The sequence below is a fragment of the Pseudomonas grimontii genome (assembly GCF_007858185.1).
GTDB classification, from domain to species: domain Bacteria; phylum Pseudomonadota; class Gammaproteobacteria; order Pseudomonadales; family Pseudomonadaceae; genus Aquipseudomonas; species Aquipseudomonas grimontii.
The window spans coordinates 170414-185156 of record NZ_VFES01000004.1 but is presented as its reverse complement, the minus strand read 5'-3'; the positions used below and the strand labels follow the sequence as shown (position 1 = coordinate 185156).

Below are 14743 nucleotides of genomic sequence, written 5' to 3'. Positions count from 1 at the left end.
TCGGTTTAGAGAAACTGCTCCAGATCATGGTTCAACTTGATTGCCCCACCCCTGACCGCTGACCATGAGAAGATGCCCCCCCTACCCGCCCTGGAGACCTGGACCGGATGTTCGAACTCAAACCCTGCGACCCCGTCACCTACCGCCAACAGACCCGCCGCAGCACGCTGATCGTGGCCGTGCTGTTCATGGCCTTGGCCATGCTGCTGTCGAGCCTGGCGGTGATGCTGTTCGGCGAACCCGGCGGCGACAACTTGCGCTTCAATGTCGGCGGCGTATTCGCCGGCGTGTTGATTACCGTCGCCCTGGTGCGCGGCCCGTTCTGGACCCAACCGTGGCTGGCGTCGGCCGTGTATGGCTGGCAGCTCAAGCGCAACCTGATGCGCGTGACCAATGTGATGCACACCGTCACCGAGCGTGTGCAGGCGAATGATCCGACGGCCATGAAGGTGCTGCGCTTCTATCACCTGGGGCTGACGCAGATGCACGCCCTGGACGCCAATTCCAGCGCCCAGGCGCAGTTGGTCGGCGAAATGGACGCGCATAAGAACACGATGCAGGCACTGGGGATCGACACCGAGCAAACCCGCTTTGATCCCACCTGGCTGGAAGGTTTGAAAAGCGCGTAAGTCAGTCTGCTGCCACGCGTGTGCGCCAGCAAAACAACGCACTCAGCGCAATCGCCGCGCCTGCCACGCCAAACACCAGGGGTGCCGAGGCCACCGGCAACAGCAGGCCCGCCAGCAGCGGCCCGAGGCCTGCGCCGATGTCACGCCATACCGCATTGGAGGCCAGGGCCGACACCCGCATCGAACCGGGGTTGCGCTCGGCGACCAAAGTGGTCACCAGCGGCAGTTGCAACGCACGCAGCACCAACACCGCTGCCGCGCCGACAATCACCCAGTAACTGCCGAACGCCATCAAGGCCAAGGCACTCAGGAACGAAAACAGCAACAACATCGAGGTGGCGCCAAAGCGTTGCGCCGCGCGGCCGCCCAACGGACTCAGGAGCATTTCCGAGACATAACGCAGCGCCATCAAGCCGCCAGCAATCAGCACCGCATCGCCGCCGAGCAGCTTCTGCGCCTGGATCGACAGGCCGAAAATAAACAGTCCGTCCAGCGCCACGCCTTCGATAAACGACCACATCGCCACGCTGTCGGGCCACTTGAAGCGGCGCCCGGGAGTGCTGTGCAAATCATGCCCGGCGCTGGGCAGGCTGCGCGCCATCCACAGCCCCAGCAGGCAACAGCCGGCGAGGATCACAAAGATCGGACGTGGCCCGGCCCATAGCGTCAGCCAGCCACCGAACGGTAACGCCAGCATCGGCCCCCAGGCGATCAAGGCCCGCGAACGCCCGGCCCGGCGCGCGGCGCCCTCGGGCTCGGAGGTGGCCAATACTTGGGTCGACAGGTTCAACGCGGCGAAACACAGGCCCCACACCAGCCGCAGTCCCAACAGTGCGGCAAAGCCCGACAGCACCCAATTGCCCAGGGCGCACAGCGTTGCGGCGCCGGCGGCGATCATGCAGGTCAGGCGATCACCGTTGCGCGCATAGAAATTCAACACATGCCGGTAACCGAAAATCCGCACCAGGCGGTTGGCCGCCAGCAACACCCCGGCCTGGGCCAGCGTGATGCCGAAGGCCTGGGACTCCATGGGCAGCAGCAGATAGAGCAACACGTCACTGGGCAGGCATAAAGCCAGGGTCAACGCAGCGCGGCGGGAATGGGTATCAGCAGTGCGGAGGGCCAGGCTTGACATAAATCTGAAACATCCCGAAATATTCAGGTCGCCACGGTAGCCCTCCCGCCGCTGGTTTTACAACGGCTTTTTCCCGTAGGGCAGCAAACGCAGGCCGCTGGCCACGGCGCCCACCAGCGCAAATACACACCCCAACCACAGCGCATACAGCGGGCCACTGCCGAGGGACACGTGGAAGCACAGCGCCACCAACGACGCCCCCAGCGTCTGCCCCAGCAACCGCGAAATCGCCACGATGCCGCTGGCCCCGCCGCTGCGCGCCAACGGCGCACTGGTCATCAAGGCCTTGAGGTTGGGCGACTGGAAGAAGCCGAACCCGGCACCGCACAATGCCATGCGCCAGCCAATATCGAAGGCCGTTGCGCCGGTGCCCAAGGTCGCCAACGCGGCCATCCCCACGCTCAACATCAACAGCCCGATACCGCACAGCAGGCCCAGGGACACACGGTCAGCCAGGCGCCCAGCGACCAGCGCCATCACCGCCACGACCGCCGGCCACGGCGTCATCAGAAACCCGGTTGCCACCTGGCTATGCCCCAGCACCGCCTGCAACAGAAAGGGCAGCGACACAAAGGCCAAGCCCTGGGCGCTGAAGGCGCAGATCGCCGTGAGGGAAGACAAGGCAAACACCGGGCGTTTGAACAGATCCAGGGCCAACATCGGTGCCGGGTGACCGGCCTGGCGGCGCAGCAGCAAGGCGCCACACACCAGCGCCACCGCAATCAAGCCAAGGGTCAACGCCCCCTGCGCACCGTGCACCGCCGTGCCCAGCCCCAACACCAGCAAGGCGAACAACCCGGCACACAGCGCGGCCGCGAGGCGGTCAAAGGCATGCCCGGTCATCGGCAGGGTCGGCAATGAACGCAGGCCCAATCCCAGCGCCAACAGCCCCAACGGCACATTGATCAGGTACAGCCAGTGCCAGGTCGCCACCGACAGAATCGCCGAAGCGACGGTCGGCCCCAGGGTGAAGGCCAGCCCCACCACCAACGAGTTATAACCCAGGCCACGCCCGAGCATTTTTGACGGGTAGATATGCCGCAGCAACGCCGTGTTCACGCTCATGATCGCCGCCGCCCCCAGCCCCTGCACCACACGGGCTGCCGTGAGGGTCACCAGCGAGCCGGCCAGCCCGCAAAACAGCGACGAGACGATAAACAGCAGCAATCCGCCGAGATAGACCCGGCGGTGCCCCAGCACATCACTGAGCGACGCAAACGGCAGCACCGTGGCGATAATCGCCAACTGGTAGGCATTGACCACCCAGATCACCGAGGCGGAATCGGTACCAATCCCTTCGGCCAAGGTCGGCAGCGCCGTGTTGACGATGGCCGTGTCCAGGGTCGCCATGCCGATCCCCAGGGAGATCGCGATCACGGCAGGCAGGCGTTTATTGAGGGGCAGCCCATCGGCAACAGAAGACATGAACAATCCGTACAGGGTGGCGGAGGCATCTAGATTACGGGCAGAAGGGGATTTTTTCAGTGGGGGATTGCGTGGCTGTCCGAATGTTCATGTTCAGCCACGATTGCCAGTCAGAGACGATCAGCCGGCCAGAGCGCTCAGGTCCAGCCGCCCAGCGAGGATCGGCGGGCACCAGTAGTAACCACCGGTCAACGGCGTGCTGATGCGGTACAGGCCATCGACAATCCCGTCTTCCAACCCGCTCATGCGGCGCAGTTGCGCTTCGAACGCATCGAAGGAATGGCCGAATGCAAGGAACATCAACCCGGCCTGGCCGTTCTCGGCCCACGGCATCGAGCGGCGCACCACGAAGGCTTCCGGGGTGAAGCTTTCCTGGGCGGTGCGTTTGGTGTGGGCGGACTCGGGGGCGTCTTCCAGCTCTTCGTTGTCGCCATGGCGGCGGCCAATGATGTGGTCGCGCTCCTGGGCGGGCAATGCGGCGAAACCATCGAGGTCGTGCTGCCATTGCTGGATCGCGGCGAAGCTGGCGCCGCTGTCGGTCAGGGCGGCTTCAACGGCAGCGTCGTCGTGGGGGTTTTCGGTGCCGTCTTCGTAGTCGGTGAGGTCGAAGCCGGTCTTGTAGCGGAAGCCTTCGGTCGACTGCACCAGGCGAAACGCCGGGGCCAGGGCCTTCTCGAAAGCGCGACTGCGCAACAACAACTCGCCGCGATCGACACCATGCAGCCAGACCCACAGCGCCTGCTGGGTCGATGGGTTATTCGCGCCCGGACCGCTGACCGCTGGGAAGGCGCGCAGGCCATCGATCCGTGCGCCCAGCGCGTTTACCAGCGGTTCACCGAAGCCGACCACCGCCATCGAATCCACAAGCTGCAACAGCGCGTCCAACGCGCCAGGCACGGTTTCCAGGGTTTCAACGGCAAAAAACAGATGGCGTGCCTGCAAAGGCACCGGTGCGGCAAGAATGCCCGGCTGGTACTGGCTCATGTGAACTCCTTCAAGAAAGGCGCGCAGTTTACTATCTTGAAGAGCAGGCCACACGCCCCGCTGCGTACTGCAAAGCGCACAAGCCTTGCCATAGAGCCCGTTGTTGGGTGACTCTCTAGTCATGTTTTGCAACTATTCCAGGGGAAGTGACATGACCACCAGCAACCTGCTCGCCCAGCTGTTTCCCACCAGCGTCGCCGATATTCCCGAGCAATACCGCCTGGCAGCGCCCATCGAACAGCGTGATTACCTGGTGGACGGCCAGTTGCAGGTGTGGAACGGCCCCTTGGCCCAGGTGCAGAGCCCGGTGCAATTGGGCGACCGCCGCGTGGTGATCGGCAGCACGCCGTTGCTGGACGCCGAGACCGCCCTCACGGCCCTCGACGCCGCCGTGCGCGCTTATGACCGTGGCCAGGGTGAATGGCCGACGATGCGGGTGGTGGACCGTATCCGGCACGTCGAGGCGTTTTTGCGGCGTATGCGCGAACAGCGCGACGCAGTGGTCACGCTGCTGATGTGGGAGATCGGCAAGAACCTCAAGGACTCGCAGAAAGAGTTCGACCGCACCTGCGACTACATCACCGACACCATCAATGCCCTCAAGGAACTCGACCGCCGCAGCAGCCGCTTCGAGCTGGAACAGGACACCCTCGGGCAAATCCGCCGCGTGCCCCTGGGCGTCGCGCTGTGCATGGGCCCCTATAACTATCCGCTCAACGAGACGTTTACCACGCTGATCCCGGCGCTGATCATGGGCAACACCGTGGTGTTCAAGCCGGCCAAGCTCGGCGTGCTGTTGATCCGCCCGTTGCTGGAGGCGTTTCGCGACAGTTTCCCGGCCGGCGTGATCAATGTGATCTATGGCAGCGGCCGCGAAACCGTCAGTGCATTGATGGCCAGCGGCAAGATCGACATCTTTGCCTTTATCGGCACCAACAAGGCCGCCAGTGACTTGAAAAAGCTGCACCCCAAGCCGCACCGCTTGCGAGCCGCCCTGGGCCTGGATGCGAAAAACCCCGGCATCGTGCTGCCCGAGGTGGACCTGGACAATGCCGTCAGCGAGGCCGTCACCGGTTCGTTGTCCTTCAACGGCCAGCGCTGCACCGCGCTGAAAATCCTGTTTGTGCATGAAGACGTGGTCGACAGTTTCATCGAGAAATTCAACCGCAAACTGGAAACCCTCAAGCCCGGCATGCCCTGGGAAGACGGCGTTTCACTGACACCGCTGCCGGAAGTCGGCAAGGTGGATTACCTCAACGAGCTGGTGGCCGATGCGCAACAACACGGCGCCCAGGTGGTGAATGCCAATGGCGGTAGCAGCCGTGGTTCGTTCTTCTACCCGGCGGTGCTGTACCCGGTGTACCCGCAGATGCGCGTGTACCACGAGGAACAGTTCGGCCCGGTGGTGCCCATCGTGCCCTACCGTGATCTGGACACGGTGATCGAGTACGTACTCGACTCGGACTTCGGCCAGCAGTTGAGTCTCTTCGGCAGCAACCCGGTGGAAGTCGGGCGCCTGGTGGACACCTTTGCCAATCAGGTCGGCCGCATCAATATCAATGCCCAGTGCCAGCGCGGGCCAGACACCTTCCCGTTCAACGGACGCAAGAACTCGGCCGAGGGTACGCTGTCGGTACATGACGCGCTGCGGGTGTTTTCGATCCGCACCCTGGTTGCCACCAAGTTCCAGGAGAGCAACAAGGCGCTGGTCAGCGACATCCTGCGCAACCGTGATTCGAGCTTCCTGACCACTGACTACATTTTCTAAGCACATTTGGATTGTGTACATCTCCAGAACCGAGGCCACTTTAGTACCGATGAACCTGCCACTCCTCGCCCGGCGCCTGGTGCGCCCCTTGCTCGACCCGTACCGCCGCTATCGCCATGCCAAACTGATCCACGCCGTGCGCGTGTCCATCGGCTTGCTGGCGACGATCCTGCTGACCACTGGCATCAACCTGCCCCACGGTGAGTGGGCGTCGGTGACCATGCTGATTGTGATCGGCGGCTTGCAGCACCACGGCAATATCGGCAAGAAAGCCATGGAGCGCGCCTACGGTACCTTGATCGGCGCCAGCGTCGGCTTGTTGCTGGTGGTGCAACAGGCCTACTTCGGCCAGCCGCTGCTGACGTACCTGTTGATGTCGGTGGTGTGCGGCTTCTTCTCCTATCACGCCATCGGCAAGGGCGGCTACATCGCGCTGCTGTCGGCGATCACGGTGTTTATCGTTGCCGGGCACGGTGACAATCCGATCTCGGATGGCTTGTGGCGCACGGTCGACATCCTGATCGGTATCGTGCTGGCCCTGGCGTTCTCCTTCGCGCTGCCGCTGTATGCGGTGTACTCGTGGCGCTACAACCTGGCCAGCGCGTTGCGCGATTGTGCCGCGATCTATAGCCGAATTATCAGTGGCCAGTCGGTCACCGACGATGAGCACCTCAAGTTGCTGAACCGCTTGAATGCGGCGATGGTGCAACTGCGTTCGCTGATGCCGTCGGTGTCCAAGGAAGTGCGCATCTCCATGACCGAACTGGACACGATCCAGCGGCACCTGCGCATGTGCATCAGCACCCTGGAGATTCTCGGCAACACCCGTCCAGACCCTCGCGATGAACAGGCCACTGCACGGATGCAGGTCATGTTGAAGGCCGAGCACCGGCAAATTCGTGTGCAACTGGTGGGGATGGCGCGGGCGTTGAGGTCGGGGGTGACCGAGCGGCTTGAGCGGCCCAGCCCTGCTGGTGTGAGCGAGGCAGCTCTGGATGCGCCGGTCTATAGCGCATTGGATGGCTACCGGTTGTTGACCGTGCAGTTGGCGGCGAACGTGGATGGGATGCGTCAGCGGCTGGCTAAGAGCGCCGGGCGCTGGAAGATTTGACCAATCAGCCCCAAGACCCGTTTGAGGGCGCTCCTTCTGTCAGAGTTAACAGCGGCCTACGAAAGGCATGTGATCGCCTCTGCGTAGATCTTTTTAAGCCTCTAACTTTTTCCTACATTTTTTTCACGATTTATTCACATCCAAGGACGTAGGGTGAAGCCTCATCCGTTACAAACGTTGCATATCAAGCCCGCCGCCCCAGCGGGCTTTTTTTATGCTTTTTGGATGAGGGCTTTTTCGACGAGCCCATGGTTATGTCTACCGGGCTAACCAGCAGGTACTCACAAAACCACCACGCCGGGTGCAGGAACCCTAACACCTCTGCAACCACTCACTGGGATCTTCAACCCAGCGAGAAAGTGAGTTATGAGAACGGTCAACGCCCAACGCAGCGTTCAAGCCCTGCACTCCGTTGCACCCCAGCTCAATACACCCGTGGACAACGCAACAGTTTCCACCGTATTGAGCGCATTGGGCAACCGCCTGCACGCTGTGATTGAACGCCCGTCAAGCACGGGTTCACCCCACTGGGAAAGCAAGCCAGAGCTCCGAACAGCGGCGCCACTCACGGTTGAGCAACGTGTCCTTGAGATACTTGAACAGCGCCCTGCACCGGACAAGCCCAGTCTTGCCGATCAAATTCTCTATCTCCTGTTTACCTCAAACACCCCCATGGAAGACGCTGAGATAGCCAGGGCAGTTGCCTGCTTGCTGAATCAGCCCAGTCCTCAAGATGCGCGAAAAACCTATGCGCAGCTGATCAGCAATAGCGGGGAAACAACAACAATACCGTCTAGAGCCAGGCGTGAACTCCTACCCCCTGCCGAGAACGACGGGGTACTTTCGCCAGGCGCATGGTTGCTCCAGGGCGACAGCGAAATGGCCCAGTTGTGTGCCGATGAGATCGCAGCCAGTTATGCCTACAGCCGTATCAATGGTGAAGAGCCCCCAGAGGAAAACATCCACAACATTCCACCATTTTCAACCTTTGGTATTGCGTGGGCGAAGCTAAGTCAAGCGCTGGGCAGCGAACCGTTCGCTACTTTCGCCCGGAACAACAATATTGAAGTGTCCTCCCTTCGAATCTCCACTCACACGGGAGAACTGAGCTGTATCGCCGATGACCAGCCTCGCACCTTCTCGCTAAAGGACCATTCAGGTTGGTCAACTGCGTCGTCGGCCGTTTTAGCCGCGGCCGCAAGGCTGACGCCTGGCAGTGATAAGCACGTTGACTTCCAGTCCAGTGATAAAGCCTCACTCAGCACTGTCGGGAATTTTTACAATGCCGGTTTCAGCAACAATCCTAATGCCAGGCTCTATGCAATTAAGTACCTGACAACCTTCAAAACGTTTCATGACATCAGAACGGCCGAGTTGCCCCATGGCTTTTCGCAACGTCAACAAGCGGCCATCCATTACGTAAACGGATTGACGCCAGCACAGCGCGATGAACTTTCTCAGGCAAAGGTCAAGCTAACGCCAGCGCAACGGGTTGACGCGGACGATCAACGCCTCGCTCGACTTTGCAGCCGAGCGGTGGCCAATAGCGCCTTTAAAACAAAGTTCATCAATGACGCTCAAGATACTGTCGACCCTATACCTGAGTACTCGACATTCGGTCAGGCACAGAAAGCGTTCAAGGCTTCATTGACGTCCCGTGAATTCAAGGCGTTTATCCAAACGCACGGCATTGATCTGAGCAGTATCAGTGTCGATCCCGTTACCAGCAGTTTGATCTGTAAGGCCAAAGGCATAGACACCGTATTCACCTTGAATGATGTGTCCGAGTGGCCGGATATCGCTGCGCCTATCGTTGAGGCAGCAGCACGCCTGACCGGCGGAAAATCCGACGGCGCCAGCTATTCCAATCTGGAAACCGCCCCCTTGGGCTTGATATTACGGTTTTACGGAGAGGTCATTCCCGACGGCGCTTTTGATCAGATTTTTAAAAAATGCGCGGAGCTGAATAACACGTCCTTCAGCGCCTTCGCACCCGCCACACACGGCCACCCGGAGCGGCAGCGCGCGGCCAGGGAGCAGCAGCAAGCGCTCAAGCAGAGGCTGGCCAGTACGCTACCCACCGCTAGCGTACCCTCCTTCGCCAAAAACCGCGTCGACGGTGACAGTGAGCTGGCGCTGCTCGTCAGCGCCATGATGCTGGCCCTCAATAATGAGCGCTCGTCCGACTTATCAAGAATGCTTGAAAACATTCCCGCGCATTCGACGTTTGGGCAGTGGTGGAAACACCTCACCAGCGCCTTCAACGGGCGGGCATTCACCGAGTGGGCAGCGATGTATAACATCGACTCAGAGACTTTGGTCTTCGACCCTGCCATCAAGGCCTTGAAGGCCAAAGCCAACGGCATCGACCAAGTGTTCTTTATCAAGGACTTTGCCCGTGATTTCCCAGCACTGTTTGACGCCCTTGTCCCGCTGGCCGACGCGGCAAATGCCTTAGTGGCCCATGGTCAACCGATCATGATTGCCAAGCCCTCCAGCGCAACAGCGGCACCGTTTGGCCTTGTATTCAATTTTTACGGTGGCAACACCAGCGACCTGAGCAGCCCGAGCTTCACCCGGCTGGCCCACGACATGAAGCGCGCAAAGGCCTTTACCCCTCATTCCAGACAGCCAGAGCATAGCGACGAAGCACTCGAGCACCAGAAGACGGCGCTCGGCAACCAAAACGACCGTTACACACTTATCAATCGGTTGAAGCGGGCGCTCAACGGGACTCGCTTGGAAGATATTCACCTCAAGGCTGACCCGAACTCCTCCCACTCCCCCAAGGGGGTCAGGAGCGCAGATACATTCATCAACGACAACGGCTGGAAAGTACCGCAAAACACAGCGGAAATACGAAACCTGCTGAAGGCCCTCAGCACGCCTGTCCCGCAGAGCAGTCCGTTGGCAGACCTATGGGGGTTTCTGTCGACGCCGGTGCCGCTGAGCACGGTTCAACGTGAGCAAGTAGAACGGGTGGTGAAGGCCCAATTGGCTACAGGCACCAGGCTATTCAACTATCTCGCGCCGACATCGGAGAACCTCCACACAGATAGCCAAAAGAACCTTGACCACCTGCTCGCCGGCGACAAGGCACAGGCATTGGGCCAGGCCTTGCAAACTCAAATGAAGGGATTCCCGACGTCAACCAGCATCAGCCAGTGGATTCTGACAGCACTGATACTTGAGATGGATCCCACGGCAGATGGCAAACGTAACGTTATCGCCGGTTTTGACTTCATGCAGCCGCACCACTGGGGGCATTCTGCCAGTCAATTGCTTGGCAAGTTTACCCAACACCTCATCGATACTCACAAAATCGACGCCGCTGTGGCGCCCTTGGCGGCCCACGTTCTTCTGTCTGGCAAAGCGCCCCAATTTCTTGTCAACGCGTTGCCTTCAACGTTGATCTACGGCACGCCCGCCTGGACCGACTTCAATACAGCAGTTAACCGTATTGAACAGATCGCCCCCGGCGCCGTCAGCACCATGACCTATCAACAAGTCATGGACTTTCATAAAATAACGCCCATTTCCACGGCCGAAGAGCGGCAGTTGGCAAGGGCGCAAATGAATCCGCTAATTGACTGGGGGATTATCAACGACATCATCGACAAAAATGATAAAGACGAATACACCTTTGAAGATATAAAACTGTGCCAGGACAGACTTGAGCAACAAATCAAGGAAACCAACGCGGCGGTAAAATTCCTCGGCCAATCCACGCCGCCGACGCGCAGGGCCCTGGCGCTTGAAAACCTGAGGGCCACGTTTGGCCCTGATATTCCCTATGAAGCGAGCCGCTTGCGCAAAGCCAATGACTCCACCCTGCAAGACAGGTGGGCAAGCGTGCTGGAATTATATGAAGCCAACCAACTGGACGACCCCGCATGGGAGACCAGCGACACTCATATCCCGCTCCAACGGCTGAGAGCCCAAGCGGGGACTTTGCCAAATGTCACTGCTCAGTTCGAATCGATCATTAACAATGACTACGCGCTACGCCGAAATCACTCAATAACGGTCATCAAGGATTTATTGTCCAAACTTCCGCTGGAGGACAGAAACCACCTGAACGATGGCAGCATCCGTTATTACAGCGTACGAGAATCAGACACTTCGTTCTGGGAAAACCTGCAAGCGAAAACAGGAAAAAAGGGCAGCCACGGAATATTGATCAGGGCAACACACAACGGGGTCGTTAACGACTACGGCATATTCCCCGATGCCGCGATTATCAAAAAAATCCCTCACTTGCCCGTTCCGATGCCGATCGGTGGCACCAATAAAAGTTACGGCAAAATTTATGACAGCAGAGATGAGGGCAGTCATGCATTGCCACTGGACTTCAACGCGTTCAGTTCTCCTGCGACGCCCAGAGACGGCGTGACCTCGAATGTCATCGTGGACCCTATCGAGCCTAAGACCCGTATCAACGGCGAGATGGTGGTTGACGGCATGGTAACGTTCGGCAGTGGCGACAGTTCGATATCGCCGACGTATTTCAGTGAGTCTCTGCAACTCATTGCCAACATCGCCGTTGACTCGCACTTCTTGCGCAAAGAAGAATTCGAAGCCTGCCAACGGGGGCATAATGCGTTTGAAACGACTCCCATGACGTTCCCGCAACGGCTGAACTTCCTCGCCCGTATGGTTCCGGGCGTAACCAGTATTGAAGATATTGTAGAGGGCAAGTATGTAGCGGCTGGCAAAGACCTCTTTATCGATGCGATGAGCCTCGTTCTCCCTAGCGGAATGGGGAAAGTCTTCACAGCCGTCGGAGAAACCTTCGAGCGGGTTGCCGCCAGCCCCCTGAAAAACGGCGTAGTTGATGGCGCCTCTGAGGAAGTGCTGCAACCCGGCGGATTACTTCACGATATACGTTCGGCGACTGCCGCGAAAGAAAGGGCCCGCATAGGCCGACTTCAACGTGCTGACCTCGGCGCTGGAGCGCGTGTGCTGGAGAACCGGCCTGACATCGGCGATGGCGACCTTAAGCTTACAGACAGCACACGCAGCAAAGTGACCGCCGTGTTTCAAAACGGCAACTGGTATGCCTATGACGTGAATGCCATGACCGCTTACGGACCGCCCGTGCAGGGGTTTATTTCTGACGCCTCCATTCCTCTTGCTCAAGAAACCTTTTCCGACGGTACCCATGCATTGGTTGCCAGGAAGCCGCTGTCAGAGCAAGCCTATACGATCCGGCGCCCCTCCGGATTTGATGTGGTGGATGGGGACAAGGTTTATCACTACTCCCCCGAAAACCCTGACCTATTGTCTGAGCTGTCATCCGTCGACCACTATCAAAAACCTGACGATATCGAAGCCTTCTGCCCGGCGCCCTCCGTAAATAGGCTCCGACGCGAAACATCCGCAATGTGTTTTACAAAAGTGCTCAGTAACGACCTGGGACGGAATGCAGAAATCATTCAAGCCCTTGAGCATCAGCGCTTTTTTCCGTCATCCGCAACTGATGGCGAAGCAAGCGCCATCATTCGTGATCGCCGAATCTACACGGTAGTTGATGATGAACTCGTCCCTGCCCACTCGAAGAACAAACCTATCATCTATGCAGATGATGTAATCGGCACGATCAAGAAGGATCCGCTCTTCGGCGTTACAGGTGATACGGCGATTACCAACATTGAGCAAAACACCGTTGTCATCCAGTTTGGGCCGATAAGCAAAAGCATCTCAGACCAACGGATGATGAGGGGATTAATCGTTGAAAGCGTAGGGTCTAACCCCGAAAAACATGTAATAGCAGAAGCAGATACAGGCGTCTTTTACGCTCGAAAACTGGCGGACGGGTCCGGGAAATTCACCAAGGCAAACCGGCAGCTTGTAGATCTTTACAACAGTGAAAAAGAGGCCCTTTATGCCTGCGCAGGTATGCCAAAAAAACAAAACCTGTATCAGCTTCCAACCTACAGATCTCTTATACAAAAACTTAAAAACAACGGAACGACTGAAGCCCAGTTGAATTCGCTGGAAGCTAAAACCTCACAATTGAGTGCGATACAAAAACGCGAGTTCCTCAATGAGGTTTATACCAAAGCCTATGGCAGAGAGGGCAAGGTTGCCTTGGCGCCCATTCAAGCATTGCCCCTGGAAAAACCTGCGAACTTTGACAGCTTATCAGCGTTTGAAAAAAATGAATTTTATGCAAAAGGCTCGGTAAAGGCCGTCAACGAACAAATGGCCGCGACGGGTCTAGGAGCAGGTAACAAGCTCACCCCTACGCCAGCCGACTTTGAGCGACAAGCACTTGCGAGTGATGTCGTATCGTGGCTACGCAGCAAACCGAACTGGGATAAATCCATAAAAATGGACCAGATATTGACAACCGGCGCGGGTAACTGCGGAGAAATGGCGCAAATCACGTCCTATATCATCAAGCAAAGTGGTGGTGAGGCAAAAATATGGAGTACGGCCCAGGAGGGCCATGTGTTTACCGTGATTGGCGGCCCTGATTCTGCGGTTGAAAGAGCTACGGTAGATTTCGCAGAGCCCGAATGGAAGGATGCCTGGATCGTCGACCCATGGGCAGGCATAACCTGCAAAGCCAAAGACTACACCCGGATGTTTGAACGTCGAATGGCCCAATGGGAGCGCGAAGGAAAAACGATTTGGACTTCCCGCAGCTTCGGTATCACGGGGACCTTTGAAAGTCCGCTGGATGACGCCTGGATAGCGGAGTTCAGGGAAGCAAAAACGCCGATACTCAAACAGCCATAAACCTTCAGGATCGGTGCGCTGCAGCGTAGCGTCGCTGTAGCCTGCCAATCTTGTGCACCTCCCGGTATGAGATTTGACGGTGCGGGCCAATGACCGTGTAAAGCAAGCTAAAAAGCCTCACAGGAGCGAGCACGTTCGCCCCTGTGGTGGCATGCGTTGCGCTCAGCGTGCAGCCTTACTCACCGATGCCGACGCCTGTTCGCGAATCGCCCGCTGGGTATCCAGCACCTTGGCCAAAGCGGTTTCCGCTTCCGGGCTCTGCTGCGGCACACGAATCGCTGCCGATACCAGGGTGATCAGCTTGGCCATCACTTCGGCATCCGTCGCCGGGCGGCCCAGGCTCATGGAATTCATCAGCAGGCGCAGCTCGGTGCCGGCCATCACCCCGGAAATCGCCTTGAGGGCAAATTGCAGGCGCACTCCCAGTTCGTTGCGCGGCAGATCCGGCAAGGCCAGGGCGAAGGCTTCGAAGAAACGCTGGAACACCGGCTGGTAATGCACCTTGAGGTATTCCTGGATAAACGGTGAGGTGTCGCTGTACACCCGCCCAAGGAAGCGGATGAAGGAACGCCCTTCCCCGCTGGCGCTGGCCGGGTCGCTGCGCTCCAGGCCCATGGCCGGGGCAAACAGTACGCCGAGCAAGGTGTCGCAATCGAGGGGGCCATCGGATTCCGCTTCACAGCGTGCCAGCAGCTCCAGGCGCTGCTCGTTGAGCGGCTCCAGGCGTTGCATCAGCAGGGTCTTCATCAGGGAGTCCTTGTCCCCGAAGTGGTAGTTCACGGCGGCCAGGTTCACCTGCGCACGCTCGGTAATCTGCCGCAGCAGAACGGCGTCATAGCCGTATTTGATGAAGAGAGCCTCTGTCGCATCCAGCAATCGAGTCTTGGTAATGTTTGGAGCGCTAAGTTTCTTCGCGGCCATAAAAGTTCCACGGGGGAAATATTGTT

The 14743-nt window shown here is 58.7% G+C and carries 8 protein-coding genes; 4 read left to right on the top strand and 4 right to left on the bottom strand.

The features are described 5' to 3' along the window. Positions 1-107 precede the first annotated feature (107 nt). On the top strand, positions 108-629 hold the full coding sequence (locus FIV39_RS09250; RefSeq protein ID WP_090402774.1) for a DUF3087 domain-containing protein: 522 nt from the start codon (positions 108-110) through the stop codon (positions 627-629). A 1-nt stretch (position 630) separates the two neighbouring features. On the opposite strand, the gene FIV39_RS09245 is transcribed toward FIV39_RS09250, so the two are convergent. The 3 genes from FIV39_RS09245 to FIV39_RS09235 form a co-directional block, all read right to left on the bottom strand. Further along, positions 631-1764 carry an MFS transporter gene (locus FIV39_RS09245; protein WP_090402772.1) on the bottom strand — a complete coding sequence of 378 codons (1134 nt, stop codon included), beginning with the start codon at positions 1762-1764 and terminating at the stop codon, positions 631-633. Positions 1765-1821: 57 nt separating this feature from the next. Continuing rightward, positions 1822-3189, bottom strand: coding sequence for an MFS transporter (locus FIV39_RS09240; RefSeq protein ID WP_090402770.1), 1368 nt, complete (start codon positions 3187-3189; stop codon positions 1822-1824). A gap of 120 nt (positions 3190-3309) precedes the next feature. Then, positions 3310-4173: a Dyp-type peroxidase gene (locus tag FIV39_RS09235; protein ID WP_090402769.1), complete on the bottom strand. Its 864-nt coding sequence runs from the start codon at positions 4171-4173 to the stop codon at positions 3310-3312. A gap of 151 nt (positions 4174-4324) precedes the next feature. Here FIV39_RS09235 and FIV39_RS09230 point away from each other — a divergent pair, with 151 nt between their 5' ends. The 3 genes from FIV39_RS09230 to FIV39_RS09220 all read left to right on the top strand — a co-directional run bounded on the left by FIV39_RS09230 (position 4325) and on the right by FIV39_RS09220 (position 13796). Further along, entirely contained in the window at positions 4325-5941 is a 1617-nt protein-coding gene (locus FIV39_RS09230) for an NADP-dependent glyceraldehyde-3-phosphate dehydrogenase (RefSeq protein ID WP_090402767.1), read from the top strand. Positions 5942-5990: 49 nt separating this feature from the next. Then, positions 5991-7052, top strand: coding sequence for an FUSC family protein (locus tag FIV39_RS09225; RefSeq protein ID WP_090402765.1), 1062 nt, complete (start codon positions 5991-5993; stop codon positions 7050-7052). A gap of 366 nt (positions 7053-7418) precedes the next feature. After that, positions 7419-13796, top strand: coding sequence for a hypothetical protein (locus FIV39_RS09220; protein ID WP_090402763.1), 6378 nt, complete (start codon positions 7419-7421; stop codon positions 13794-13796). Between the two features lie 162 nt (positions 13797-13958). On the opposite strand, the gene FIV39_RS09215 is transcribed toward FIV39_RS09220, so the two are convergent. Continuing rightward, entirely contained in the window at positions 13959-14717 is a 759-nt protein-coding gene (locus tag FIV39_RS09215) for a TetR/AcrR family transcriptional regulator (RefSeq protein WP_090402761.1), read from the bottom strand. Positions 14718-14743 lie beyond the last annotated feature (26 nt).